This is a genomic window from Pseudomonas flexibilis, from assembly GCF_000802425.1.
In the GTDB taxonomy this organism is placed as follows: domain Bacteria; phylum Pseudomonadota; class Gammaproteobacteria; order Pseudomonadales; family Pseudomonadaceae; genus Serpens; species Serpens flexibilis.
This window is the reverse complement of sequence record NZ_JRUD01000010.1, coordinates 99,260-124,918: the sequence shown is the minus strand read 5'-3', so window position 1 is coordinate 124,918 and position 25,659 is coordinate 99,260. Positions and strand designations below refer to the sequence as shown.

The following is a 25,659-nucleotide window of genomic DNA, read 5'->3' as shown; positions in this document are numbered from 1 at the left end:
GACTGTTCTGATCAATGCCGTTCGGCACACCCTCCTGACCCTGCTGCTCGGCTTGCCGCTGCTGGCCAGTGCCGCGCCCACCGCCCAGCAGGTGGTGGAACAGAGCGTCGAGCGCATGCTCGGCGACCTGAAGGCCAACAAGGAGCGCTATCGCACCGACCGCGAGGCGTTCTACCAGGCCCTGAACGAGATCCTCGGTCCGGTGGTGGATGTGCGCGGGATTTCGCGCAGCATCATGACCGTCAAGTACTCGCGCCAGGCCAGCGAGGCGCAGATGCTGCGTTTCGAGGACAACTTCAAGCGCAGCCTGATGCAGTTCTACGGCAACGCGCTGCTCGAGTACGACAACCAGGGTATTCGCATCCTGCCTGGTCGCCAGACCGAGCCGGATCGCGCCAGCGTCGGCATGGAGGTGATCGGCCAGAACGGCGTGGTCTATCCGCTCTCCTACACCATGGTCAAGCAGGGTGATACCTGGCTGCTGCGCAACGTGATCATCAACGGCATCAACGTCGGCAAGCTGTTCCGCGACCAGTTCGCCGAGGCTATGCAGCGCAATGGCAACGACCTGGACAAGACCATCGACGGCTGGGTGCAGGTGGTCGAGCAGGCCAAGGATAGCGCCGAGGCCCAGCAGGCGAGCGGCCGATGAGCGCAAGTATCCGTGCCGAGTCCGACGGACGGCTACAACTGGCCGGTGTGCTGGATTTTCGCACCGGCCCCGGCCTGCGCGAGCAGGGTCGCGCGCTGATCCGCAACAACCAGAGTGGTGCGCTGTGCCTGGATCTGTCGGCGGTGGAGAAATCCAGCAGCGTCGGTCTGGCGCTGCTGCTGGCTTTCCTGCGTGACGCCGAGGCGGCCGGGAAGACACTGCGGGTACAGGCGCTGCCCGCCGACATGCGGCAGATCGCCGAGGTCTGCCAGCTGCTGGAAATCCTGCCCGCGGACGCCAGTGCGTGAGTCGCGACGTTCGGGCTTTTTTTGTATGATGCCCGGCTCGCGAGCCCAGGGCTCCGTACTATCCGAACGCGCCGAGCGAGGTTGAGATGCAGGCACTGGACGTTAAGAACTTTCTTGAAGAGCAACTGCCGGGCGTGCAGGTCGAAGTGGAAGGCGCGGGCTGCAGCTTCCAGCTGAACCTGATCGACGACGCGCTGGCCGCGCTCAGCCCGGTCAAGCGCCAGCAGCAGATCTACGCGCACCTCAATCCCTGGATCGCCGACGGCAGCATCCATGCCGTCACTATGAAATTCTACAGCCGCGCCCAGTGGGCCGAGCGCTCCTGAGGCGTCGACGCCGAGAGACCTATGGACAAACTGATCATCACCGGTGGCAATCGCCTCGACGGCGAAATCCGCATTTCCGGGGCGAAGAACTCCGCCCTGCCGATCCTGGCTGCCACCCTGCTGGCTGATACGCCGGTCACCGTGTGCAACCTGCCGCACCTGCATGACATCACCACCATGATCGAGCTGTTCGGTCGCATGGGCGTGCAGCCGATCATCGACGAGAAGCTCAGCGTCGAGGTGGATGCCAGCAGCATCCAGACCCTGGTGGCGCCCTACGAGCTGGTCAAGACCATGCGCGCGTCGATCCTGGTGCTCGGCCCGATGGTTGCCCGCTTCGGTCAGGCCGAGGTGGCCCTGCCTGGCGGCTGCGCCATCGGCTCGCGCCCGGTGGACCTGCACATCCGCGGCCTGGAAGCCCTGGGCGCCGAGATCGAGGTGGAGGGCGGCTACATCAAGGCCAAGGCGCCGGCTGGTGGCTTGCGTGGCGGACGCTTCTTCTTCGACGTGGTCAGCGTGACCGGCACCGAGAACATCATGATGGCCGCGGCGCTGGCCAACGGTCGCACCGTGCTGGAAAACGCCGCGCGCGAGCCGGAAGTGGTTGACCTGGCCAACTTCCTCAACGCCATGGGCGCGCAGGTCAGCGGCGCCGGTACCGACACCATCACCATCGAGGGCGTGAAGCGCCTGGGTGGCGGTCGCTACAGCGTGATGCCCGACCGCATCGAGACCGGCACCTACCTGGTGGCGGCCGCCGCGACCCGGGGCCGCGTGAAGCTCAAGGACACCGATCCGACCATCCTGGAGGCCGTGCTGGCCAAGCTTGAGGAAGCTGGCGCGCACATTTCCACCGGCAGTGACTGGATCGAACTGGACATGAAGGGCAATCGTCCGCGCGCGGTTAACGTGCGTACCGCGCCCTATCCGGCGTTCCCCACCGACATGCAGGCGCAGTTCATCGCCATGAACGCCGTGGCCGAAGGCGTCGGCACCGTGGTGGAAACGGTGTTCGAGAACCGCTTCATGCACGTCTACGAAATGAACCGCATGGGTGCGCAGATCCTGGTCGAGGGCAACACCGCCATCGTCACCGGCGTGCCGCAGTTGAAGGCCGCCCCCGTGATGGCCACCGACCTGCGCGCCTCCGCCAGCCTGGTGATCGCCGCGCTGGTGGCCGAGGGCGAGACGCTGATCGACCGCATCTACCACATCGACCGTGGCTACGAGTGCATCGAGGAAAAGCTCCAGCTGCTGGGCGCCAAGATTCGTCGCGTGCCCAACTAAGGCCTTTGACGGGAGCCTGGCGCTCCCGTCGTCCGTTTCTCAAGGATTCACCATGCTCACCATTGCGCTGTCCAAGGGCCGCATTCTCGATGACACCCTGCCGCTGCTGGCCGAAGCCGGCATCGTTCCCACCGAGAATCCGGACAAGAGCCGCAAGCTGATCATCCCCACCAGCCTGGAGGATGTGCGCCTGCTGATCGTGCGTGCCACCGACGTGCCCACCTATGTGGAGCAGGGCGCCGCCGATCTCGGCGTGGCCGGCAAGGACGTGCTGATGGAGTTCGGTGGCCAGGGTCTTTACGAGCCGCTGGACCTGAAGATTGCCAACTGCAAGCTGATGACCGCCGGCAAGGTCGGCGCGCCCGAGCCCAAGGGGCGCCTCAAGGTGGCCACCAAGTTCGTCAATGTCGCCAAGCGCTACTACGCCGAACAGGGCCGCCAGGTGGACATCATCAAGCTGTACGGCTCCATGGAGCTGGCGCCGCTGGTCGGCCTGGCCGACAAGATCATCGACGTGGTCGACACCGGCAATACCCTGCGCGCCAACGGCCTGGAGCCCCAGGAGCTGATCGCCACCATCAGCTCGCGGCTGATCGTCAACAAGGCGTCCATGAAGATGAAGCACGCCCGCATCCAGGCGCTGATCGAGACTCTGCGCGAGGCGGTCGAGCGACACCACGGTTGATCGGCCTATCCGCGTCATAGCCTTTTTCTCGGGCGTCCACGCGGCGGGCTTGATAGTCTAGCGACGCCCGAGCCACTGCCATTACGAGGCCTGCCATGACTGCTGATCTTTCCCTGCGTCGACTCAATGCCGCTGATCCGGAGTTCGCCCGACACCTGGATCATCTGCTGAGCTGGGAAAGCGTGTCCGACGATGCGGTCAACCAGCGCGTGCTGGAGATCATCGCCAACGTGCGCAGTCGCGGCGATGCCGCGCTGGTGGAATACAGCCAGCGTTTCGACCAGGTCGAAGCGACCTCGATGGCCGATCTGATCTTGCCGCGCGAGCGCCTGGAGCTGGCGCTGCAGCGCATCACCCCCGAGCAGCGCCAGGCGCTGGAAACCGCTGCGGCGCGGGTGCGCAGCTACCACGAGAAGCAGCGCCAGGATTCCTGGAGCTACACCGAGGCCGACGGCACCGTGCTGGGCCAGAAGGTCACCCCGCTGGACCGCGCCGGCCTGTACGTGCCGGGCGGCAAGGCCGCCTATCCGTCGTCGGTGCTGATGAATGCCATTCCCGCCAAGGTCGCCGGTGTGCCCGAGGTGGTCATGGTGGTGCCGACGCCGCGCGGCGAGCTCAACGAGATCGTGCTGGCCGCCGCCGCCATCGCCGGCGTCGACCGGGTGTTCTGCATCGGCGGCGCCCAGGCCGTGGCCGCGCTGGCCTATGGCACCGAGAGCGTGCCGCCGGTGGACAAGATCGTCGGCCCCGGCAACATCTACGTGGCCACCGCCAAGCGTCACGTGTTCGGCAAGGTCGGCATCGACATGATCGCCGGCCCGTCGGAAATCCTCGTGGTCTGCGACGGCCAGACCGATCCGGACTGGATCGCCATGGACCTGTTCTCCCAGGCCGAGCACGACGAGGACGCCCAGGCCATCCTGGTCAGCCCGGACGCCGCCTTCCTCGACCGCGTGGCCGCCAGCATCGACAAGCTGCTGCCGACCCTGGAGCGCGAAGCCATCGCCCGCACCTCGCTGCAGGGTCGCGGCGCGCTGATCCAGGTGGCCGACATGGCCCAGGCCATCGAAGTGGCCAACCGCATCGCCCCCGAGCACCTGGAGCTGTCGGTGGAAAATCCCGAGCAGTATCTGCCGCAGATCCGCCACGCCGGCGCGATCTTCATGGGCCGCTACACCGCCGAGGCGCTGGGCGACTACTGCGCCGGCCCCAACCACGTGCTGCCCACTTCCGGCACCGCGCGCTTCTCCTCGCCGCTGGGCGTCTACGACTTCCAGAAGCGCTCGTCGATCATCCACTGCTCGGCCGAGGGCGCCTCGGCGCTGGGCAAGGTGGCCTCGGTGCTGGCGCGCGGCGAGTCGCTGACCGCCCACGCACGCAGCGCCGAGTACCGCATCAAGTAAGCCGCCGGGCGGAAAAGGCCGCCGGCCTTTTCCGCCCGATGTCAGCCGGTGGAAAACGCTGCGGCGCTTTCCACCCTACGCCAAACCGCATCCATTCGAGGAGAGAAGGGCGATGAGCCGATTCTGGAGCCCTTTCGTCAAGGACCTGGTGCCGTACGTGCCGGGTGAGCAACCCAAACTGGCCCGGCTGGTCAAGCTCAACACCAACGAGAACCCCTACGGGCCGTCGCCGAAGGCCATCGCCGCCATGCAGGCGGAGCTGAACGACAGCCTGCGCCTGTACCCGGACCCCAACGGCGAGCGCCTCAAGCAGGCCGTGGCCACCCATTACCGGGTGCGCCCCGAGCAGGTGTTTGTCGGCAACGGTTCCGACGAAGTGCTGGCGCACATCTTCCACGGGCTGTTTCAGCATGATCGCCCAGTGCTGTTCCCGGACGTCACTTACAGCTTCTACCCGGTGTATTGCGGCCTGTACGGCATCGATTTCGAAACCGTGGCGCTGGACGAGGCATTCCAGATCCGCGTCGACGATTACGCGCGGCCCAACGGCGGCATCATCTTCCCCAACCCGAACGCGCCGACCGGCCGCCTGCTGGGCCTGGCCGAGATCGAGCGACTGCTGCAGGCCAGCCCGGACAGCGTGGTGGTGATCGACGAGGCTTATGTGGATTTCGGCGGCGAGAGCGCCATCGCGCTGGTCGACCGCTACCCGAACCTGCTGGTCACCCAGACGCTGTCCAAGTCGCGCTCGCTGGCCGGCCTGCGTGTCGGCCTGGCGGTCGGTCATCCCGAGCTGATCGAGGCGCTGGAGCGCATCAAGAACAGCTTCAACTCCTACCCGCTGGATCGCCTGGCGATTGCCGGTGCGGCGGCGGCGTTCGAGGACCGCCACTATTTCGAGGACTGCTGCCGCAAGGTGATCGACAGCCGCGAGCGACTGGTCGGCGAACTGGCCGGGCTGGGCTTCGAGGTGCTGCCGTCGGCCGCCAACTTCATCTTCGCCCGCCACCCGGGACAGGACGCCGCCACCCTGGCCGCCGGCCTGCGCGAGCAGGGCGTGATCGTGCGCCACTTCAAGCAGCCACGCATCGCCCAGTTCCTGCGCATCACCGTGGGCACGCCAGAGCAGAACCAGGCGCTGGTCGAGGCGCTGCGCGGAATGTGCGGTTGAGGTAGAGATTCGGCTGAAGCCGCGAGGCGGCCGCTTTTTGTGGGTGCGCCTTCTGTTGCGATGCTTTTAGTGCAATCCCGCTCAAAAGCTCGCGACTGAAGTCGCACTCACCGCCCGCTGCGGTTCGTGGGCGCGGGCGTCAGGGGCGTTCGGTGCTGGAAGGGACCGGCGGGCGCAGGCCGACTTCCGCGTCGAGCGTCAGCGGCTTGCCGTTACGCAGGATCTCGATGCTGATCTGCTGTCCCGGCCGGGCGCGGGCCACCTGGTTCATGGCGCCGCGACCGTCGACGATCGCCTGGTCGTCCATGCGCAGGATCAGGTCGCCCGGCTGCAAACCGGCGCGCTGTGCCGGCCCGTCCCGATACACGCCGGCGACGATTACGCCGCTGCGCGCGCCCAGGCCGAAGGATTCCGCCAGTTCGGGCGTCAGCGCCTGCACTTCGATGCCCAGCCAGCCGCGAATCACCTGGCCGTGCTCGGTGATCGACTGCATCACCTCCAGGGCCAGCTTGACCGGGATGGCGAAGCCGATGCCCTGCGAGCCGCCGGACTTGGAGAAGATTGCCGTGTTGATGCCGATCAGGTTGCCGTGGGCATCCACCAGCGCACCGCCGGAATTGCCCGGGTTGATGGCCGCGTCGGTCTGGATGAAGTCCTCGTAGGTGTTCAGGCCCAGCTGGTTGCGGCCGGTGGCACTGATGATGCCCATGGTCACCGTCTGACCGACGCCGAACGGGTTGCCGATGGCCAGGGTCACGTCGCCGATGCGGATGCCGTCGGAGCGCCCGAGCGGGATCGACGGCAGGTTGGGCAGGTCGATCTTGAGCACCGCCAGGTCGGTCTCCGGGTCGCTGCCGATCACCCGGGCCAGGGTCTCGCGGCCGTCCTTGAGTGCCACCACGATCTGGTCGGCGCCGCTGGTCACGTGGTTGTTGGTCAGCAGGTAGCCGTCATGGGTCATGATCACCGCCGAGCCGAGGCTCGACTCCAGGCGGCGCTGCCGCGGCAGGCTCTCGCCGAAGAAGTGGCGAAACAGCGGGTCCTGGTAGAGCGGATGGTCCGGCTTGCTGACCACCTTGGTGGTGTACAGGTTGGCCACCGCCGGCGCGGCGCGATCCACGGCGCGGGAGTAGGAGACCGGACCTTCCAGGGCGGGCAGGGGAAACACCGCCGGGGTCGGGGCACCGGACAGGCCAACCCATTCGGGATGCCGCTCGATCAGCAGCAGCGCCAGCAGCAGGCCGGTCAGCAGCGGCCAGCCAAAATAGCGCAGTGTCCTGCGCAGCTGTTGAGGATCGAGGGTGCGTTCGCCGAGCCAGCGCGGCATGGCGCGGCTCATGCGGCTGCGGAAGGTTTTGCCCTCGGCACGGGCCCGCAGTAGCGGGTGAGTGTTCAAGGCCCGCAGCAACGGTAAGATTCGCTTTCTCGACACGAGCGACCCCTCGATGAAGTCGCGACATTATACGGACGCGCATCGCAAAGAAGCAGCCGTCCGGCTGTTAAAAGGAACTGCCCATGGGTATCGACCTGTCTACTCTGGTTTTCGAAGCCGATCGTTATCTTGCTGCGGCGAAGATCGCCGATTACTGCCCCAACGGGCTGCAGGTCGAAGGCCGCTCCCGGGTGCGTCGGATCGTCAGCGGGGTGACCGCCAGCCAGGTCCTGCTGGATGCCGCGGTGGCGGAGGGTGCCGATCTGGTGCTGGTACACCATGGCTATTTCTGGAAGAACGAGAACCCCTGTGTCGTCGGCATGAAGCAGCGACGGCTGAAGACCCTGCTGACCCACGACATCAGCCTGCTGGCCTATCACCTGCCGTTGGACGTGCACCATGAGGTTGGCAACAACGTGCAGCTGGCGCGGCGCCTCGGCCTGCAGGTGGACGGTCCGCTGGAGCCCGACAATCCGCGCTCCGTTGCCTTGGTGGGCCATCTGCCCGAGCCGATGAGCGCCGCGGATTTCGCCCGGCAGGTGGCCGTGGCCCTCGACCGGGAGCCGCTGCTGGTGGATTGCGCGCGCCCCATCCAGCGGGTGGGCTGGTGCACCGGGGGTGGCCAGGGTTACATCGACCAGGCGATCGCCGCCGGGGTCGACCTGTACCTGACCGGCGAGGCGTCCGAGCAGACCTTCCACAGCGCTCGGGAGAACGGCATCGGTTTCATCGCGGCCGGTCACCATGCCACCGAGCGCTACGGGGTGCAGGCGCTGGGCGACTATCTGGCGCAGCGCTTCGGCATCGAGCACCGCTTCATCGACTGCGACAACCCGATTTGATCGCTATATGAATATGAAACTTTGTTCTAGATGTCGGGATTCTTAGAAGAAACCCCGGGTGCTATGGTGCGCGCTCGCCCACGGCCCGTAGGCCGAAACCCCGCACGTGTGAGTAGTCATGGTCGAGAAACTGACGCACCTGAAGCAGCTGGAAGCGGAAAGCATCCACATCATTCGTGAAGTGGCCGCCGAGTTCGACAACCCCGTGATGCTGTATTCCATCGGCAAGGACTCGGCCGTCATGCTCCACCTGGCCCGCAAGGCCTTCTATCCCGGCAAGCTGCCGTTCCCGGTCATGCATGTGGATACCCAGTGGAAGTTCCAGGAGATGTACCGTTTCCGCGACCGCATGGTCGAGGAGATGGGGCTGGAGCTGATCACCCACACCAACCCGGACGGCATCGCCCAGGGCATCAACCCCTTCACCCACGGCAGCGCCAAGCACACCGACGTGATGAAGACCGAGGGCCTGAAACAGGCGCTCGACAAGTACGGCTTCGACGCCGCCTTCGGTGGCGCGCGCCGCGACGAGGAGAAGTCCCGCGCCAAGGAGCGCGTGTATTCCTTCCGCGACAGCAAGCACCGCTGGGACCCGAAGAACCAGCGCCCCGAGCTGTGGAACATCTACAACGGCAAGGTGAAGAAGGGCGAGTCGATCCGCGTCTTCCCGCTGTCCAACTGGACCGAGCTGGACATCTGGCAATACATCTACCTGGAAGGCATTCCGATCGTGCCGCTGTATTACGCGGCGGAGCGCGAAGTGATCGAGATGAATGGCGCGCTGATCATGATCGACGACGAGCGCATCCTCCAGTACCTGACCGCCGAGCAGAAGGCGAGCATCCAGAAGAGGATGGTGCGTTTCCGCACCCTGGGCTGCTACCCGCTGACCGGCGCGGTGGAATCGACCGCCACCACGCTGCCGGAAATCATCCAGGAAATGCTGTTGACGCGTACCTCCGAGCGCCAGGGCCGAGTGATCGACCACGATCAGGCGGGCTCGATGGAAGAAAAGAAACGCCAGGGCTACTTCTGAGGACCACGCATCATGTCGCATCAATCCGAACTGATCAGCGAGGACATCCTCGCCTACCTGGCCCAGCACGAACGCAAGGAACTGCTGCGCTTCCTTACCTGCGGCAACGTGGACGACGGCAAGAGCACGCTGATCGGCCGTCTGCTGCACGACTCCAAGATGATCTACGAGGACCATCTGGAAGCCATTACCCGCGACTCGAAGAAAGTCGGCACCACCGGCGATGACGTCGACCTGGCGCTGCTGGTGGATGGCCTGCAGGCCGAACGCGAGCAGGGCATCACCATCGACGTGGCCTATCGCTACTTCAGCACCGCCAAGCGCAAGTTCATCATCGCCGACACCCCCGGCCACGAGCAGTACACCCGCAACATGGCCACCGGCGCCTCGACCTGCGACCTGGCCATCATCCTGGTGGACGCCCGCTACGGCGTGCAGACCCAGACCCGCCGGCACAGCTATATCGCCTCGCTGCTGGGCATCCGCCACATCGTGGTGGCCATCAACAAGATGGACCTGATGGATTTCGACCAGGGCGTTTTCGAGCGCATCCGCGCCGACTACCTGGACTTCGCCGAGCGCATCGGCCTGGATCGCCAGGCCAGCTCGCTGCACTTCGTGCCCATGTCCGCCCTCAAGGGCGACAACGTGGTCAACCGCTCCGAGCGTGCGCCCTGGTACACGGGCCAGCCGCTGATGGAAATCCTCGAGACGGTGGAGATCGCTGCCGATCGAAACCTCGACGACATGCGTTTCCCGGTGCAGTACGTGAATCGTCCGAACCTGAACTTCCGGGGCTTTGCCGGTACGCTCGCGTCGGGCGTGGTTCGCAAGGGTGATGCAGTGGTGGCGCTGCCCTCGGGCAAGGCGAGCCGCATCAAGTCGATCGTCACCTTCGAGGGCGAGCTGGAGCAGGCCGGCCCCGGCCAGGCCATCACCCTGACCCTGGAGGACGAGATCGATGTGTCGCGCGGCGACATGCTGGTGCACGCCGACAACCGTCCGCAGGTCAGCGACAGCTTCGAAGCCATGCTGGTCTGGCTGGGCGAGGAGCCCATGCAGCCGGGGCGCAAGTACGACTTCAAGCGTGCTACCAGCTACGTGCCGGGGACGATCCCGTCGATCATCCATCAGGTGGACGTCAACAGCCTCGAGGAATGCGCGGCCAGCAGCCTGCCGTTGAACGGCATCGCGCGGGTCAATGTCAGCCTGGACGCGCCGATCGCCCTGGATGGCTATGCGGATAACCGCACCACCGGCGCGTTCATCGTCATCGATCGGCTGAGCAACGTCACCGTGGGCGCCGGCATGATCATCGCACCGGCAGCCGGCCATGGACATCAGGCCGTAGGCGGGCATGTCAGCCGTGAGGAGCGGGCCGTACGCTTCGGCCAGCAGCCGGCCACCGTGCTGTTCAGCGGCCTGTCCGGCGCTGGCAAGAGCACCTTGGCCTATGCCCTGGAACGCACACTGTTCAACATGGGGCGCGCGGTGTTCGTGCTGGACGGCCAGAACCTGCGTCATGACATCAACAAGGGTCTGCCGCAGGATCGCGCCGGCCGTGCCGAGAACTGGCGTCGTGCCGCCCTGGTGGCACGTCAGTTCAACGAAGCCGGCCTGCTGACCCTGGCGGCTTTTGTGGCGCCGAGCGCGGAAGGGCGTGAGCAGGCGCGGGCGATCATCGGCGCCGAGCGCCTGATCACCGTGTACGTGCAGGCGTCGCCGATGGTCTGCCGCGAGCGGGATCCGCAGGGTCTGTACGCTGCCGGCGAGGACAACATTCCCGGCGAGTCCTTCCCCTACGATGTGCCGCTGGACGCCGACCTGGTGGTCAATACCCAGTCGCACTCCGTCGAGGAGTGCGTGCGCGAAGTGCTGGCGCTGTTGCGTGCCCGGGCGCTGATCTAGTCCAGGCTGCATGAACGAACAGGCCCGCCATCTGGCGGGCCTGTTCGTTCTGGCCGCAGGTGCTATTGGCCGGCGATCTGCTCGGCGTTCAGCAGCTTGCGGGCATGGGCGACTTCCAGGGCCTCCATGGCGCTCGCCGGCGGCAGGCTGACGGCCCGTTGCAGGTGCTCCAACGCCTTGGCCCGTTCCTTCTTCCCGTACACGTAGTTCAGCGCGTTGGCGTACTCGTAGTGGCCGATGGGCAGGCTGTCGGCCTGCTGGAAGGAGCGCTGGAAGTAGTGCTCCATCTTGTCGGGGCTGACGCCGTAGGTCATGCGGCCGACCAGCTTGCCCACCTTGCGGATCACGCCAGCGTGATAGCCGCCATACAGGGCCAGGGCGTAGGGATGCTTGGGGTGCTGCTTGAGCAGTTCATCCAGCTGATCCGGGATCTGCGAGGTGTAGCCGCGCTTGAGCACCACCGGCACGGACAGTTCCTCGCCCAGGCGAGCCTTGGCATACACGCCGCCGAACATGGCCACCGAGTCGGCGCGGATCAGCTCCCCGGCCTGTTCGTTGTATTCGATCACTTCCTCGAGCAGGCGGTGCTTCTCTTCCTGGCTGTCGGCCAGGAACATGGCGTAGATCACCTGGGCATACATGGCCGGCACCTGGCCGCCAATCCCCAGGGCCATGCCACGCGCCTTGGCTTCGGCGAAATCGCCACGGAACAGCAGACGCCAGACCTCCTGCAGCTCGGCTGCGTACACCTCCGCGTCTCCGGGCGCGCCGGAGAAGCCCGTTTCGGCCGTGGTGCGTTGCAGCGCTTCGGGATTTTCCTCCGCCATGCGGCGAACCCAGGCGGCGTCGGGGAACGGGTAATCGCCGAAGCCCAGGGTGAGGCGCGGCCACGCCTGGCGCAGCTTGTCGCCGCTGTAGTCGAAGGCGCTTTGGTCGTGGGGGAAGGCTTTCCAGTCGGGGTTGGCCTGTGCGCCGAGACTGAACAGGGCGAGCAGGACGAACAGGATGCGCATGGCGATTGAACCCTTGTTTATTGTTGTGATGGGTCGCCAGCATAGACAGGTGGCCGAGGCCGGCCGCCCCATCCTATGTTCTGTGCGGGGCGGGCCGGGTCGCGCTCGCCTGCGGTTCCTTGGGCGCGGCGTGCTGACGATACTGGTTTGGTGACAGGCCTGTGTGCTGGCGAAACAGTCGGGCGAAGAAACTGGCGTCGTCGTAACCCACTTCGTAACTGATGGTCTTGATGCTCTTGCGCGAGGCGCTGAGCAGGCTCTTGGCGGTTTCGATGCGCAGTCGCTGCAGGTAGTGCAGGGGCTTGTCGCCGGTGGCGGCCTGAAAGCGCCGCATGAAGTTGCGGATGCTCATGCCGTGGCGACTGGCGACGTCCTCGAGGCGGAATTTCTCAGTGTAATGCTCCTCCAGCCAGTGCTGGATCTGCAGGATGGCCATGTCGCGGTGCAGCTTCTGGCCGCCGAAGCCGATGCGCCCCGGCGTATAGCTGCGCTGCACCTCGTGCAGCACGTCGCGGGCGACGGTCTGGGCAATGTCCAGGCCGCAGAAACGCTCGATCAGGTGCAGATACAGGTCGCAGGCCGAGGTGCTGCTGGTGGTGCAGTACAGGCGGTCGGCGTCGGTCAGGTGTTTGTCGCGGTTGAGCTGCACCTGCGGAAAGCGTTGCGTGAACTCGTCGAAGAAGCGCCAGTAGGTGGTGGCCTCCTTGCCGTCCAGCAGGCTGGCCTGGGCGATCCAGAACACGCCGCTGGCTTCGCCGCACAGCGTGCTGCCGGCGGCGTGGCTGGCCTGCAGCCACTCGAGCACCTGGGGGTGGCGCTGACGAAGCGCATCGAAATCGCCCCAGAAGGCGGGCAGGACCAGAATGTCCGCAGCCTCGAGGCCGCCGTCGACAGGCAGGTGCACGCCGCTGAAGCTGCGTACCGGCTGACCGTCGGCGCTGACCAGGCGTGTCTGGAACGCCGGGGTGGTGCCCAGGCCCTGGCGCTTGCCCAGGCGCAGGCTGGCCATGTGGAACAGGTCGCAGGCTTGCATCAGGGTGGAAGCCAGGACGCCTTCGCAGGCCAGGATGCTGACCCGGCTGAGGGGGAGAGTTGGCATGCTCATTGTTGTTATTAAGGTGAATTAGCCAATGGGTGGCTGGATCGTCGGGTTTTTTGGCGCAACTGTCCAGTTTGAAGCCGAGCGCGGCTGACCTAGAGTCTGGACATCCATCGCAACGGCTATCAGGTGATAACAATGATTCCAAGAACCCTGTTCAGTGCTGACCACGAACTCTTCCGCGCCAGCGTTCGGAAGTTCCTCGAGCAACACGCCGTCCCCTTCCATGCTCAATGGGAGAAGGATGGACATGTGGATCGCGCCCTGTGGAGCAAGGCCGGCGAGGCGGGTCTGCTGTGTTCGCATATCCCGGAAGCCTATGGCGGCATGAGTGCTGACTTCCTCTACAGCGCCGTGGTGATCGAGGAGGTTGCCCGGCTCGGCCTGAGTGGCATCGGCTTCTCCCTGCATTCGGACATCGTGGCTCCATACCTGCTGCATTACGGCTCGGAGGAACAGAAGCAGCGTTACCTGCCGCGCATGGTGAGCGGAGAGCTGGTCAGCGCCATCGCCATGACTGAGCCGGGCGCCGGTTCCGACCTGCAGGGCGTGCGCACCAGCGCGGTTCTGGACGGTGATGAGTATGTGCTGAATGGCTCCAAGACCTTCATCACCAACGGCTGGCTGGCTGATCTGGTGGTCGTGGTGGCCAAGACCGATCCACAGGCTGGCGCACGGGGCACCAGCCTGTTCCTGGTGGAAAGCGGCACGCCGGGCTTCAGTCGCGGTCGGCGCCTGGAAAAAGTCGGCATGAAGGCTCAGGACACTTCGGAGCTGTTCTTCCAGGACGTGCGGGTGCCAAAGGAGAACCTGCTGGGTCAGCCGGGCATGGGCTTCGCCTACCTGATGCAGGAGTTGCCGCAGGAGCGCCTGACGGTCGGCGTCGGCGCGCTGGCCTCGGCCGAGGCAGCGTTGCGCTGGACCCTCGACTACACCCGCGAACGCAAGGCGTTCGGCAAGGCGGTGGCAGACTTCCAGAACACCCGCTTCAAGTTGGCGGAAATGGCGGCGGAGATCCAGGTGGGTCGGGTGTTCACCGACCGCTGCCTGGAACTGCATCTGCAGGGCAAGTTGGATGTGCCGACGGCGGCGATGCTCAAGTACTGGTCGACCGAGCTGCAGTGCCGCGTGCTGGACGAATGCGTGCAGCTGCATGGCGGCTACGGTTACATGTGGGAATACCCGGTGGCGCGCGCCTGGGCAGATGCCCGTGTGCAGCGCATCTATGCGGGGACCAACGAAATCATGAAGGAGATCATCGCGCGGTCGCTGTGATCCGCGAGACAAGCCATGGTTGCTCGTTACGACGCCGATCCACATTGTTTTCCTGGCTGGGACGGTACCGTCGCCGGGGCGCGCCGACTGCAGCAACAGCTCGCGGCGCAGGTGCGGCTGCGGGACGAGTTTCCCGTGCCGCTGCGCCTGATTGCCGGGCTGGATGTCGGCTTCGAGGAGCGGGGCAGCATCACTCGGGCGGTGGCGGTGCTGCTGGATGCCGAGAGCGCCGAAGTGCTGGCCGAAGTGGTGGTGCGGCGCGCGACCAGCATGCCGTATATCCCGGGGTTGCTGTCCTTTCGCGAGCTGCCGGCGCTGCTGCAGGCGTTGGGTGAGCTGCCGCATCGGCCTGATTTGCTGTTCATCGACGGGCAGGGTATTGCGCATCCACGACGGCTGGGCATTGCGGCTCACCTGGGAATAGTGGCGGACCTGCCGAGCATCGGCGTGGCCAAGACGCTGCTGGTTGGCGCCGCCGGACCGCTGGGGGAGAAGCGGGGCGAACGGAGTCAGCTGCTCGACAGTGAAGAGCAGGTCGGCTGGCTGCTGCGCAGCAAGGACGGCGTGCGACCGTTGGTCGTCTCGCCTGGGCATCGGGTGAGCCTGTGCAGCGCGCCCGATCTGGTGCTGCGCTACGTGACGCGCTACCGGCTGCCGGAGCCCACGCGCCTGGCCGACAGGTTGGCCTCGCGGCGCGTTTCCGGGATGCGCTAGTTGCAATTTTCCGAGGCTTGGGCATAATCCCGCGACTTTCCCGCGGGGACCGCCTAGCTCCTCGGGAAATAGGTGGGGATGCCTAGCCCGCCGCGCGATTCCTTGTTCTGCCAATGCGGACGCGAAGACCCGAGCCCCCGATAGCGTCTGCCGCGGCCCGGCCCTGGCCTTGCCAGGGTACGTACTATTCAGTAAGATTCGCCGTCTTATTTTCAGGGCGGCCCCTGAGGCTTATAACGAATGAAAACTTTTTCTGCTAAACCGGAAACCGTAAAGCGCGACTGGTACGTCGTCGACGCTGCCGGTCAGACCCTGGGTCGTCTGGCCACTGAAATCGCGAGCCGTCTGCGTGGCAAGCACAAGCCGGAATACACCCCGCACGTTGATACCGGCGACTACATCGTCGTGATCAATGCCGAGCAGGTACGTGTCACCGGCGCCAAGGCCACCGACAAGAAGTACTACTCGCACTCCGGCTTCCCGGGCGGCATCAAGGAAATCAATTTCGAGAAGCTGATCGCCAAGGCTCCCGAGCGTGTGATCGAGACCGCGGTCAAGGGCATGCTGCCCAAGAACCCGCTGGGTCGCGACATGTATCGCAAGCTGAAGGTGTACAAGGGTTCCGTGCACCCGCACGCCGCTCAGCAGCCTCAAGAACTGAAGTTTTAACGGGAATAGCTCATTATGTCGGCGACTCAAAATTACGGCACTGGCCGTCGCAAGACTGCTACCGCTCGCGTCTTCCTGCGTCCGGGTACTGGCAAGATCACCATCAACAACCGCACCCTGGAAAACTTCTTCGGTCGTGAAACCGCTCGCATGGTGGTTCGCCAGCCGCTGGAGCTGACCGAAAACACCGAGAAGTTCGACGTGTACGTCACCGTTCTGGGTGGCGGCGTGAGTGGCCAGGCTGGCGCCATTCGCCACGGTATCACCCGTGCGCTGATCTCCTACGACGAAACCCTGCGCAGCTCGCTGCGCAAGGCCGGTTACGTGACTCGCGACGCCCGCGAAGTCGAGCGTAAGAAGGTCGGTCTGCGCAAGGCGCGCAAGCGTCCGCAGTACTCCAAGCGCTAACTTCGGTTACCGCTTCAGAAGACGCCCGGTCCTTATGGATCGGGCGTTTTTTTATGCGGCAAAAACACTCGTGCGACAACGTGCCACAGCCCGGGAAGCCGCGTGGCTCAAGGGTTTTGCCCAGGCTGTTACCTTGCCAGCAGGGGGGCTTTTCTTTAACATTCAGCAAATTTTTCGGGCTCGTCCTTGAAAATTTACTTCAAGACCCGGGCTCAACCGGGTCGCAAAGCTGATGGGAGACGACTGAATGAGCAATGACGGCGTGAATGCTGGCCGGCGTCGCTTCCTGGTCGCAGCCACCTCCGTGGTGGGTGCGGCTGGAGCGGTGGGGGCAGCGGTCCCGTTCGTGGGATCGTGGTTCCCGAGCGCCAAGGCCAAGGCCGCAGGTGCACCGGTGAAGGTGAATATCAGCAAGATCGAACCGGGCCAGCAGATGGTCGCCGAATGGCGTGGCCAGCCCGTATTCATCCTGCGTCGCACCGAAGAAACGCTGAAGAACCTGACTGGTCTGGAAGGCACCGTGGCCGACCCGGCTTCGCAGGCTTCCGAGCAGCCGGCTTATGTGGATCCGAAGCACCGCGCCATCAAGCCGGAAATTCTGGTGGTGGTCGGTCTGTGCACTCACCTGGGTTGCGCACCCTCCTTCCGTCCCGAAGTGGCTCCGGCCGACCTGGGCGCCGACTGGATGGGCGGCTATTTCTGCCCGTGCCACGGTTCCAAGTATGACCTGGCCGGTCGCGTCTACAAGGCGCAGCCCGCTCCCTTGAACCTGCCGGTGCCGCCGCATTCGTATGAGTCGGATGACGTCATCGTCATCGGTGTGGACCAGGAGAACGCCTGATGAGCAAATTCATGGAATGGGTCGATGCCCGCTTCCCCGCGACCAAGATGTGGGAAGACCATCTGTCCAAGTACTACGCCCCGAAGAACTTCAACTTCTTCTACTTCTTCGGCTCCCTGGCGCTGCTGGTCCTGGTAAACCAACTGCTGACCGGCATCTGGCTGACCATGAGCTTCACCCCCAGCGCCGAAGAGGCCTTCGCATCCGTCGAGTACATCATGCGCGACGTGGAGTACGGCTGGATCCTGCGCTACCTGCACTCCACCGGCGCTTCCGCGTTCTTCGTGGTGGTGTACCTGCACATGTTCCGCGGCCTGCTTTACGGTTCCTACCAGAAGCCGCGTGAGCTGGTGTGGATCTTCGGCATGCTGATCTACCTGGCGCTGATGGCCGAAGCCTTCATGGGCTACCTGCTGCCCTGGGGCCAGATGTCCTACTGGGGCGCCCAGGTGATCATCTCGCTGTTCGGTGCCATCCCGGTGATCGGTGCCGACCTGACCGAGTGGATCCGTGGTGACTACCTGATCTCCGGCATCACCCTGAACCGCTTCTTCGCACTGCACGTGATCGCGCTGCCGATCGTCCTGCTGGGCCTGGTTGTGCTGCACATCCTCGCGCTGCACGAAGTGGGCTCCAACAACCCGGATGGCGTCGACATCAAGAAGACCAAGGACGAGAATGGCGTTCCGCTGGACGGCATCCCGTTCCACCCCTACTACACCGTCAAGGACATCGTCGGCGTGGTGGTCTTCCTGTTCGTGTTCTGCGCCGTGGTGTTCTTCTTCCCGGAAATGGGCGGCTACTTCCTGGAGAAGCCCAACTTCGAAGAAGCCAACCCGCTGAAGACGCCTGCGCACATCGCTCCGGTCTGGTACTTCACCCCCTTCTACGCCATCCTGCGCGCCGTGCCGGACAAGCTGCTGGGCGTGGTCGCCATGGGCGCCGCCATCGCCGTGCTGTTCGTGCTGCCGTGGCTGGACCGCAGCCCGGTCAAGTCCATGCGTTACAAGGGCTGGCTGAGCAAGATCTGGCTGGTGGTGTTCTGCATCAGCTTCGTGATCCTGGGCGTGCTGGGTGTACTGGCGCCGACCGACGGCCGCACCCTGCTGGCGCGGATCTGCACCGTGCTGTATTTCGCCTACTTCCTCCTGATGCCGTTCTACACGCGCATGGAGAAGACCAAACCCGTTCCGGAAAGGGTGACTGGCTGATGAAAAAGCTCTTCGCTGCACTGATGTTTTCCGTTCTGCCGCTGACCGCCATGGCGGCAGGGCCGGAGGTTCCGCTGGACAAGGTGGATATCGACCTGACCGACAAGGCGGCGCTGCAGGATGGTCTGAAAACCTTCGCCAACTACTGCATGGGCTGCCATGGCGCCAAGTTCCAGCGCTATGAGCGGGTGGCCAACGACCTGGGCATTCCGGAAGAAGTCATGATGGAAAACATCGTCTTCTCCGATGCCAAGATCGGCGACCACATGAAGATCGGCATGCAGCCGTCCGACGCCAAGGTCTGGTTCGGTGCCGCACCGCCGGACCTGACCCTCGTGGCGCGCGTACGCGGCACCGATTGGCTGTATACCTACCTGCGCACTTTCTACGAAGATCCGAAGCGTCCGCTGGGTGCCAACAACGTGGTCTTCCCGAACGTGGGCATGCCCAACGTGCTGTCCGACCTGCAGGGTCGCCAGGTGATTGGCTGCAAGCAGGTGCAAGTGGTCGAGAATGGCAAGAAGGTCTTCGATCCGCTGACCGGCACCCCGGTCACCGAGGAAGCCTGCGATCAGCTGACCATCGTCCCGGGTACTGCCAAGCAGACCGAGGCCGAGTTCGACGAGACGGTGAAGAACCTGGTGACCTTCCTGGCCTACTCGGCCAACCCGGTCAAGCTGGAGAGCCAGCGCATCGGCACCTACGTGCTGCTGTTCCTGGCGTTCTTCTTCGTGGTGGCCTACCTGCTCAAGCGTGAGTACTGGAAGGACGTCCACTGATCACTCGCTGATCTGACCGAAAGCGCGCGCGCCCCATGGCGCGCGCGCTTTTTTCCGTTTATCGACTTCCGTTTTCAGGAGGGACGCCATGGCCGCCAATCGTCTGGCCTGCTTTTCCGATCCCGCCAATCATTACAGCCACCGGGTTCGCCTGGTGCTGGCTGAGAAGAGCGTTACCGCTCACATCATTGACGTTCCTGCTGGCCAATGTCCTGCCGAGCTGCTGGAGGCCAATCCCTACGGAGAGGTGCCGGCACTGGTGGACCGCGATCTGGCGCTGTTCGAGCCGGGCGTCCTGCTCGAGTATCTTGAGGAGCGCTATCCTCACCCCGCGCTGTTGCCCAGCTATCCGCTGGCGCGCGCCAATGTCCGCCTGCTGATGCACCGTATCCAACGCGACTGGTGTGCCAAGGTCGATGCGATTCTCGACCCGTCACGAAGCGACGAGGCTAGGGAGCAGGCACGCCAGGCGTTGCACGACAGCCTGACAAGCATCGCTCCGGTGTTCGCCGGCAAGCCGTTCTTCCTGAGCGACGAGCCAACCCTGGCGGACTGCTGCCTGCTGCCAGTGCTGTGGCGTCTGCCGCTGCTGGGCGTGGAGCTGCCGCGCACCGCCAAGCCCCTGCTTGACTATATGGAGCGGGCCTTTGCGCGCCCGGCGTTCCAGGCCAGTCTTTCCAACCAAGAGCGCGAGATGCGCTGACCCAGACAGGAGCCGTCGCATGAAATCCAGTCGCCCCTACCTGCTGCGTGCCCTCTACGAGTGGATCGTGGACAACGATTGCACGCCGCACCTGCTGGTGGACGCCGAATATCCTCAGGTTCGTGTGCCTGCCGGCTATGCCCAGGATGGGCAGATTGTGCTCAATGTGTCGCCCGGTGCGGTGCGCCAGCTGCACATGGACAACGAGGGCATCAGTTTCGAGAGCCGCTTCGGTGGTGTCGCCCATGGCATCTACCTGCCGATTGCCTCGGTGCTCGCCATCTATGCCCGCGAGAACGGACAAGGCATGGTGTTCGAGCTGGAGGCTCCCGACGCAGAGGCAGCGGAAGATGAGGATGATCTGCCACCGCCGGAAACGCCGCGCCCGGGTGGTCGGCCCAGCCTGAAAGTGGTCAAGTGACCGCTGTCCAATGGAAATGCACAAGGGCGCCAGAGGCGCCCTTGTTGTCAGTACGTTCAGTCGGTGTACTGGAATAGCCTGACGATGCGCTGGACGCCCGAGACGTTCTGGGCAACGGCGGTTGCCTGGTTGGCCTGGGCGCGAGTGACAATGCCCATCAGGTAGACGATGCCATTTTCGGTGACCACCTTGATGTGGCTGCTGGGTACGCCGCTGGTTACCAGCATGCTGCTCTTGATACGCGTGGTCAGCAGCGAGTCGTTGCTGCGTGCCAACGCCGATGCCGGCTGCTGGATCTGCAGCTCGTTGTGCACCTTCTTGACACCCACCACCAGGCGGGCGGCCTGCTCGGCCTGGTCGCGCAACTCCGCGCGCGGGGTCTGCCCAGCGAGCAGGATCACGCCGTTGTAGGCGGTCACCACCACGCGCGAAGTAGGCGCCGCCAGGTCCGGGTTGGCGTCCTGGATACGCGAGAGAACCTTGGGTTCGAGGAATTGATCGTCAATCTTGTTGCCGATACTGCGGTTGCCGCACCCGGTCAGTACCAGCGCCAGGGTCAGGAAAACGAGGATCAGCGGATTGCGCGTCATTCTTCACTCCCGAACAGTTGGGTGTCGATCTGGTCGCACAGGCAGTGGATAACCAGCAGGTGGACCTCCTGGATACGGGCGGTGACCTTGGCGGGCACGCGAATCTCCACGTCTTCGGGCAGCAGCAGCGAGGCCATGCCACCCCCGTCGCGGCCGGTCAGGGCGACCACGGTCATCTCCCGATCATGGGCGGCCTGGATGGCCTGGATCACGTTGGCCGAATTGCCGCTGGTGGAGATGGCCAGCAGCACGTCGCCCGGCTGTCCGAGGGCGCGGATCTGCTTGGAGAAGACTTCGTTGTAACTGTAGTCGTTGGCAATCGACGTGATGGTCGAGCTGTCGGTGGTCAGCGCCACGGCGGGGAGGCTCGGGCGCTCACGCTCGAAGCGGTTGAGCAGTTCCGAGGAGAAGTGCTGGGCATCGCCAGCCGAACCGCCGTTGCCGCAGGAGAGGATCTTGCCCTCGTTGAGCAGGGCCCGGACCATCGCCTGACTGGCCTGCTCGATGTAGGGGATCAGCACTTCCATGGCACGCTGCTTGGTTTCGATGCTGGCCTGGAAGTGCTGGCGGATACGGGATTGCATGTCCATCGAGTGTTGACCTTTGAATGGCGGCTTTATCAGGAGTCGAACGCGTTGCGGATCCAGTCCGGGGGTTGGGTCGCTTGATCGTGGCCCAGGGCGACCACGTCGAAACGGCAAGGGTTGTTCGCCCAGCGCTGTTCGCGCTGCAGGAACAGTTGTGCGGCGATGACAAGCCGTTGGCGCTTGCGCCAGTCGATGCTTTCAATCGCGCCACCCCATGCGCGGTGTCGGCGGTAGCGGACTTCGACGAATACTACTGTATCGCCGTCGAGCATGACCAGATCGAGCTCGCCGCGCCGGCACCGCCAGTTCTGGCTGAGCAGGCGCAGCCCCTGCTGGAGCAGGTAGCGGCAGGCCAGCGCCTCGGCCTCGCGGCCGCGCTGTCCAGCGGTGCCGCCCTGCATCAGTAGACGTAATCCGGCAGGCGGCGGATCCGGCCATTCTGGATCTGGGCCCAGGGGAGTTCGCGCTCGATGCGCTGCTGCTCGGTCAGGCTGAGTGTGCCGGTCTGGCCGTGAATGCGGGTCTCCGGCAGTGCCTTGAGCTGCGAAAGGCGCGGCGCCAGCAGATAGGCGTCGATACCCATGGCGTAGAGCCGGCCGAGGCTGCCGCTGGCCTGCGGCCATTGGCGGGCGACCTGCTCGCGCAGCGGATTGTGCTCGTCGAGGAGCCAGGGGGTTTCGCTGAAGCGGATGCCGTTCAGGTCTTGCAGCTGGGTGCCGTCGCGGCTGCCGGTATACAGATGGGAAGTCGCATACACGGGCACGTCGCCAGCGTACTGGAAGGTCAGGGTCGGGCGAATCTGCTGGGCCTGCAGCGGTGTCGCGGCCAGGAAGATGAAGTCGACGTCGGCGCGTCGCGCCGGTTCCGCCGCAAACTCGACGCCCAGCACTTCCTTCAGGCGTTGGGCGCGTGCCTCACTTTGCCGCAACTGAAACAGGTCGGCGATCTGCTGGGCCAGTTGCACCGGTTGGTCGATGCGCTTGGCGGCCAGCAGTGTGCCGCCCTGTTGTTGCCAGCCGCGGTTGAAGGCCGCCAGTACGCGATCGCCCCACTCGCCGCGCGGCACCAGTGCCACGGCGCGACGCATGCCGTCCTGCCAGGCGCGCCGGGCGGCGGACAGCGCCTCGTCTTCGGCGGCCAGGCCGAACTGGAAGAGCTGGGCGGGACCGGATTCGTTGCTGTCGTCGTAGTTGAGCGCCAGGGTCATGATCGGCAGCTGCGGCAGTTGGCCCAGGTCCTTGACCAGGTTCTTCTCCAGGGGGCCGACCACCAGCTGGATGCCTTGCGCCTTCGCCAGGGTGTAGAAGTTGTCCAGCGAGACGATCTCGGTGGAGTCGAACAGAATCACCTCGGGCGGGTTCTGGCCGGTCTGCTGGGCGTGGTAATAGGCGGACATGAAGCCGTCGCGCAGGGCGCGTGACACATTCGCCAGCTGGCCCTGCATGGGCAGCAGCAGGGCAATCTTGCGCAGCGGTTCGGCGGGCAGCTCCTTGAGCTTGCGCAGCGGCTCGGGCAGGTTCAGCGCGGCGGGGTGCTGCGGGTTGGCGCTCAGCCAGCGGTCGATGCCGGCCTGCTGCATTTCCACCGTCAGCGCGTCTCGCACCGCAATGCCCAGGGTCAGCCAGCCGGCCAGATCGCCCTCGCTGGGGGTGGTCAGCTGCGTGCCGTTGAGGCGCGCCACCAGGGACCAGATTGCCTCGTGGTTTTCCTCGGCGGGCTGGCCCGTGAGCAGGGGGGCGGCGAAAACCCGCTCGCGGGTGGCGTCCAGCAGTTGGTTGTCCTCCTCCAGCGCGCGCGCCCTGGCCATGTGGGCGCGAATCTGCAGGTCGTTCGGCAAGCGGCCGATCTGCTCAAGGCTCGGATGCTGGAGGAACTGCCAGGCCGCCTGGGGGCGCTGGCGATAGAGCGAGAGTTCGGCATTGAGAATGCTGGCCAGCGCCTGCTCGGTACGCCCCAGCTGATCGAGCGGCACCTGCTGAATGATATGGGCGGCGCGTAGGGGATTGCCCAAGGCATAGGATTTGTCCGCGGCGGCCAGGCGCAGTTGGGCGGCTTCCTTGGGCGAGCTTTGCGCAGCTTTGAGCAGCAGTTGGTCGACACTGGCTTGCGGCGTCTTGGGCAGGTCGCCGGCAGGCGGCTTTGGCGTACCGGAGCAGGCGGCCAGCAGGCCGAGCAGGCACAAGACCGAGAGCAGACGCAGGCGAGAGATCATGGGTCGGTTTCCGATGCGCTGGCAAAAGGGACCCTGGATTGTACTCAAGGCTTGCGGGGTTCGCGATGTGGAATTGGCAAACCGAGTACACTGTGCGTTTTTTCAGGCTGGAGGTGTTCCGTGGCCGACCCGACGTCCGCTGGCGTGCTGTATGTGGTAGCCACGCCCATTGGCAATCTCGACGACATCAGCGCGCGGGCGCTGCGCGTCCTGGGCGATGTGGCCCTGATCGCCGCCGAGGATACGCGTCATTCCCAGCGCCTGATGCAGCACTTCGGGATCACGACGCCACTGCAGGCCTGCCATGAACACAACGAGCGCGAGCAGGGGGGGCGTTTCCTGAGTCGCCTGCTGGCCGGGGATGACGTGGCATTGATCTCGGACGCCGGAACACCGCTGATCTCGGATCCGGGCTTCCATCTGGTGCGCCAGGCGCGCGCGGCAGGGGTTCGCGTGGTGCCGGTGCCCGGACCCAGTGCGCTGATCACGGCCCTGTCCGCGGCCGGGTTGCCATCCGACCGCTTCATCTTCGAGGGCTTCCTGCCTGCCAAGGCCGCCGGTCGGCGGGCGCGCCTGGAGGCGCTGCGCGAGGAGCCGCGCACGCTCATCTTTTATGAGGCGCCGCATCGTCTGCTGGAAAGTCTGGAAGCACTGCGCGACACGCTGGGCGCCGAGCGGCAGGTCGTGCTGGCCCGCGAACTGACCAAGACGTTCGAGACGCTCAAGGGGCTGCCGGCGGGCGAGCTGTGTGAATGGGTGCGCGCCGATGCCAATCAGCAGCGTGGTGAGTGCGTCCTGCTGGTGGCTGGCTGGCAGGCACCCGAGGGGGACGAGGCGGTCTCTGCCGAAGCCCTGCGGGTGCTGGATCTGCTGCTGGCCGAGCTGCCAGTCAAGCGTGCGGCGGCGTTGGCGGCGGAGATCACCGGGGCGCGCAAGAATCTCCTCTACCAGGTGGCGCTGGAGCGGCAATCCAAGTAACCTTCGCGCCGAGAGTCGGCCGGGCAGTCGCCGCCTTCGCAAGAAGGGGGAGGAAAGTCCGGGCTCCGCAGGGCAGAGTGCCAGGTAACGCCTGGGAGGCGCGAGCCTACGGAAAGTGCCACAGAAAACTACCGCCTAAGCGCGCAAGCGCCGGTAAGGGTGAAAAGGTGCGGTAAGAGCGCACCGCACGGCTGGTAACAGTCCGTGGCTAGGCAAACCCCACTCGGAGCAAGACCAAATAGGGATCCATTGGCGTGGCCCGCGCTGGATCCGGGTAGGTTGCTAGAGGTGGTCAGTGATGGCCATCGTAGATGAATGACTGTCCTCGACAGAACCCGGCTTACAGGCTGACTCTCTCTTTTTATTTCCATCCGCACCCTGGCGGATATCCTGCGTCGCGCAGTTAAGGCAATGCTTCAAGTTCCTGCCCTATCCACATAAACGCCATCGCTATCGTGCGGCGGGCGCCTTTTGCGCTTCGTCTCAAATATTTCCACTCGTCGCTAAATTCCTGGCCTGCAAGGGTTTTCTGCCTTTGGGCAACCTTGACGCTGGGCAAGGCGCGTTCCTATAGTGTGTTCAAGTGGTGCAAAGTGGCAGGAAGTGGGTAGTGCAGGCATGACCAGCTAATCAGAGTGGGGAAGCGTCGACGTGTTTCGCGGAGCCAACGCAGTCAGCCTGGATGCCAAGGGGCGCCTCGCAATGCCGAGTCGGCATCGTGACGAGCTCTCTTCGCGCTGTGGTGGCCAGTTGGTGGTGACTGTCGACGCGTTGGATCCCTGCCTGTGCATCTACCCCCTGCCCGAATGGGAGCGGATCGAGACCACGCTGTGCGCTCTGCCTTCGCTGCACGAGGAAACCCGCCGCCTGAAGCGTCTGCTGATCGGCAACGCCGTTGACCTGGAGCTGGATGGCAGCGGGCGCCTGCTGATACCGCCGCGGCTGCGCGAGTACGTTGGCCTGGACAAGCACGTCATGCTGGTAGGCCAGCTGAACAAGTTTCAGCTGTGGGATGAACAAGCCTGGAACGCCATGGAGCAGGCCGACCGTGAAGCCGTCAAGAAGCCCGGCGGTATGCCGGCTGAATTGCTCGATCTGACTCTGTGACT

At 64.8% G+C, this 25,659-nt stretch carries 29 protein-coding genes and 1 other RNA gene; 22 read left to right on the top strand and 8 right to left on the bottom strand.

What is annotated here, in order from left to right; translation table 11 throughout:
• Nucleotides 1-7 precede the first annotated feature (7 nt).
• The 7 genes from SF06_RS08410 (at nt 8) to hisC (ending at nt 5,832) form a co-directional block, all read left to right on the top strand.
• A complete protein-coding gene (locus SF06_RS08410) occupies nt 8-652 on the top strand; it encodes an MlaC/ttg2D family ABC transporter substrate-binding protein (protein WP_027591449.1) in 645 nt (214 codons plus the stop codon).
• A complete protein-coding gene (locus SF06_RS08405; RefSeq protein WP_039560772.1) occupies nt 649-960 on the top strand; it encodes an STAS domain-containing protein in 312 nt (103 codons plus the stop codon). Before SF06_RS08410 ends, SF06_RS08405 begins: the two co-directional genes overlap by 4 nt.
• 86 nt (nt 961-1,046) lie before the next feature.
• Nucleotides 1,047-1,286, top strand: coding sequence for a BolA family protein (locus SF06_RS08400; RefSeq protein WP_027591447.1), 240 nt, complete (start codon nt 1,047-1,049; stop codon nt 1,284-1,286).
• A gap of 21 nt (nt 1,287-1,307) precedes the next feature.
• Complete coding sequence (gene murA, locus SF06_RS08395) at nt 1,308-2,573, top strand: UDP-N-acetylglucosamine 1-carboxyvinyltransferase (protein ID WP_027591446.1); 1,266 nt, start codon at nt 1,308-1,310, stop codon at nt 2,571-2,573.
• 52 nt (nt 2,574-2,625) lie between these two features.
• Entirely contained in the window at nt 2,626-3,258 is a 633-nt protein-coding gene (hisG, locus tag SF06_RS08390) for an ATP phosphoribosyltransferase (RefSeq protein ID WP_039560769.1), read from the top strand.
• A gap of 95 nt (nt 3,259-3,353) precedes the next feature.
• The gene (gene hisD / locus SF06_RS08385; protein WP_039560768.1) at nt 3,354-4,661 is read left to right on the top strand and encodes a histidinol dehydrogenase; all 1,308 of its coding nucleotides are present in this window, start codon (nt 3,354-3,356) and stop codon (nt 4,659-4,661) included.
• A 112-nt stretch (nt 4,662-4,773) separates the two neighbouring features.
• On the top strand, nt 4,774-5,832 hold the full coding sequence (gene hisC, locus SF06_RS08380; protein WP_039560765.1) for a histidinol-phosphate transaminase: 1,059 nt from the start codon (nt 4,774-4,776) through the stop codon (nt 5,830-5,832).
• A gap of 139 nt (nt 5,833-5,971) precedes the next feature.
• On the opposite strand, the gene algW is transcribed toward hisC, so the two are convergent.
• Nucleotides 5,972-7,159 (bottom strand): Do family serine endopeptidase AlgW, encoded by a 1,188-nt coding sequence (algW, locus tag SF06_RS08375; RefSeq protein ID WP_407681084.1) that lies wholly within the window; start codon nt 7,157-7,159, stop codon nt 5,972-5,974.
• A 188-nt stretch (nt 7,160-7,347) separates the two neighbouring features.
• On the opposite strand from algW, the gene SF06_RS08370 reads away from it, so the two are divergent.
• From SF06_RS08370 to cysN, 3 genes are all read left to right on the top strand, one after another.
• On the top strand, nt 7,348-8,106 hold the full coding sequence (locus SF06_RS08370; RefSeq protein ID WP_039560764.1) for a Nif3-like dinuclear metal center hexameric protein: 759 nt from the start codon (nt 7,348-7,350) through the stop codon (nt 8,104-8,106).
• A 118-nt stretch (nt 8,107-8,224) separates the two neighbouring features.
• On the top strand, nt 8,225-9,142 hold the full coding sequence (gene cysD / locus SF06_RS08365; protein ID WP_027591440.1) for a sulfate adenylyltransferase subunit CysD: 918 nt from the start codon (nt 8,225-8,227) through the stop codon (nt 9,140-9,142).
• A gap of 12 nt (nt 9,143-9,154) precedes the next feature.
• Nucleotides 9,155-11,050 (top strand): sulfate adenylyltransferase subunit CysN, encoded by a 1,896-nt coding sequence (gene cysN, locus SF06_RS08360; RefSeq protein ID WP_027591439.1) that lies wholly within the window; start codon nt 9,155-9,157, stop codon nt 11,048-11,050.
• Nucleotides 11,051-11,112: 62 nt separating this feature from the next.
• On the opposite strand, the gene SF06_RS08355 is transcribed toward cysN, so the two are convergent.
• From SF06_RS08355 to SF06_RS18710, 3 genes are all read right to left on the bottom strand, one after another.
• On the bottom strand, nt 11,113-12,063 hold the full coding sequence (locus SF06_RS08355) for a hypothetical protein (RefSeq protein ID WP_039560762.1): 951 nt from the start codon (nt 12,061-12,063) through the stop codon (nt 11,113-11,115).
• Between the two features lie 73 nt (nt 12,064-12,136).
• Nucleotides 12,137-13,168 (bottom strand): GlxA family transcriptional regulator, encoded by a 1,032-nt coding sequence (locus tag SF06_RS08350; RefSeq protein WP_052199761.1) that lies wholly within the window; start codon nt 13,166-13,168, stop codon nt 12,137-12,139.
• 18 nt (nt 13,169-13,186) lie between these two features.
• Nucleotides 13,187-13,414, bottom strand: coding sequence for a hypothetical protein (locus SF06_RS18710; RefSeq protein WP_234703318.1), 228 nt, complete (start codon nt 13,412-13,414; stop codon nt 13,187-13,189).
• On the opposite strand from SF06_RS18710, the gene SF06_RS08345 reads away from it, so the two are divergent.
• The 9 genes from SF06_RS08345 to SF06_RS08305 all read left to right on the top strand — a co-directional run bounded on the left by SF06_RS08345 (nt 13,301) and on the right by SF06_RS08305 (nt 20,183).
• Nucleotides 13,301-14,437 (top strand): acyl-CoA dehydrogenase family protein, encoded by a 1,137-nt coding sequence (locus tag SF06_RS08345; protein WP_039560760.1) that lies wholly within the window; start codon nt 13,301-13,303, stop codon nt 14,435-14,437. The genes SF06_RS18710 and SF06_RS08345 overlap by 114 nt on opposite strands.
• Nucleotides 14,438-14,452: 15 nt before the next feature.
• A complete protein-coding gene (nfi, locus tag SF06_RS08340; protein ID WP_039560759.1) occupies nt 14,453-15,151 on the top strand; it encodes a deoxyribonuclease V in 699 nt (232 codons plus the stop codon).
• A gap of 240 nt (nt 15,152-15,391) precedes the next feature.
• On the top strand, nt 15,392-15,820 hold the full coding sequence (gene rplM, locus SF06_RS08335) for a 50S ribosomal protein L13 (protein ID WP_027590729.1): 429 nt from the start codon (nt 15,392-15,394) through the stop codon (nt 15,818-15,820).
• A gap of 15 nt (nt 15,821-15,835) precedes the next feature.
• Nucleotides 15,836-16,228, top strand: coding sequence for a 30S ribosomal protein S9 (rpsI, locus tag SF06_RS08330; RefSeq protein WP_027590730.1), 393 nt, complete (start codon nt 15,836-15,838; stop codon nt 16,226-16,228).
• 247 nt (nt 16,229-16,475) lie between these two features.
• Nucleotides 16,476-17,069: a ubiquinol-cytochrome c reductase iron-sulfur subunit gene (petA, locus tag SF06_RS08325; protein ID WP_027590731.1), complete on the top strand. Its 594-nt coding sequence runs from the start codon at nt 16,476-16,478 to the stop codon at nt 17,067-17,069.
• Nucleotides 17,069-18,280 (top strand): cytochrome b, encoded by a 1,212-nt coding sequence (locus SF06_RS08320; RefSeq protein ID WP_027590732.1) that lies wholly within the window; start codon nt 17,069-17,071, stop codon nt 18,278-18,280. The genes petA and SF06_RS08320 overlap by 1 nt, the downstream gene beginning before the upstream one ends.
• Entirely contained in the window at nt 18,280-19,059 is a 780-nt protein-coding gene (locus SF06_RS08315) for a cytochrome c1 (protein ID WP_027590733.1), read from the top strand. The genes SF06_RS08320 and SF06_RS08315 overlap by 1 nt, the downstream gene beginning before the upstream one ends.
• An 88-nt stretch (nt 19,060-19,147) precedes the next feature.
• Entirely contained in the window at nt 19,148-19,762 is a 615-nt protein-coding gene (locus SF06_RS08310) for a glutathione S-transferase N-terminal domain-containing protein (RefSeq protein ID WP_027590734.1), read from the top strand.
• 19 nt (nt 19,763-19,781) lie between these two features.
• Nucleotides 19,782-20,183, top strand: coding sequence for a ClpXP protease specificity-enhancing factor (locus SF06_RS08305; protein ID WP_039560758.1), 402 nt, complete (start codon nt 19,782-19,784; stop codon nt 20,181-20,183).
• Between the two features lie 56 nt (nt 20,184-20,239).
• Here SF06_RS08305 and SF06_RS08300 read toward each other — a convergent pair whose 3' ends face one another.
• Genes SF06_RS08300 through SF06_RS08285 form a run of 4 tightly spaced genes read right to left on the bottom strand, consistent with a single transcriptional unit; the run spans nt 20,240 to nt 23,572 of the window.
• Nucleotides 20,240-20,773 carry a BON domain-containing protein gene (locus SF06_RS08300; protein ID WP_027590736.1) on the bottom strand — a complete coding sequence of 178 codons (534 nt, stop codon included), beginning with the start codon at nt 20,771-20,773 and terminating at the stop codon, nt 20,240-20,242.
• Nucleotides 20,770-21,363 (bottom strand): phosphoheptose isomerase, encoded by a 594-nt coding sequence (locus SF06_RS08295; RefSeq protein WP_027590737.1) that lies wholly within the window; start codon nt 21,361-21,363, stop codon nt 20,770-20,772. The genes SF06_RS08300 and SF06_RS08295 overlap by 4 nt, the downstream gene beginning before the upstream one ends.
• A 29-nt stretch (nt 21,364-21,392) precedes the next feature.
• On the bottom strand, nt 21,393-21,761 hold the full coding sequence (locus SF06_RS08290; RefSeq protein ID WP_027590738.1) for a YraN family protein: 369 nt from the start codon (nt 21,759-21,761) through the stop codon (nt 21,393-21,395).
• Nucleotides 21,761-23,572: a penicillin-binding protein activator gene (locus SF06_RS08285; protein WP_027590739.1), complete on the bottom strand. Its 1,812-nt coding sequence runs from the start codon at nt 23,570-23,572 to the stop codon at nt 21,761-21,763. Before SF06_RS08285 ends, SF06_RS08290 begins: the two co-directional genes overlap by 1 nt.
• A 120-nt stretch (nt 23,573-23,692) precedes the next feature.
• Here SF06_RS08285 and rsmI point away from each other — a divergent pair, with 120 nt between their 5' ends.
• The 3 genes from rsmI (at nt 23,693) to mraZ (ending at nt 25,657) form a co-directional block, all read left to right on the top strand.
• Entirely contained in the window at nt 23,693-24,550 is an 858-nt protein-coding gene (gene rsmI / locus SF06_RS08280; protein ID WP_169745300.1) for a 16S rRNA (cytidine(1402)-2'-O)-methyltransferase, read from the top strand.
• A gap of 11 nt (nt 24,551-24,561) precedes the next feature.
• An RNA gene (gene rnpB / locus SF06_RS17720) (RNase P RNA component class A) lies at nt 24,562-24,909 on the top strand.
• 292 nt (nt 24,910-25,201) lie between these two features.
• Nucleotides 25,202-25,657, top strand: a complete 456-nt coding sequence (mraZ, locus tag SF06_RS08275) for a division/cell wall cluster transcriptional repressor MraZ (protein WP_027590741.1) — start codon at nt 25,202-25,204, stop codon at nt 25,655-25,657.
• The last annotated feature ends 2 nt before the right edge of the window (nt 25,658-25,659 follow it).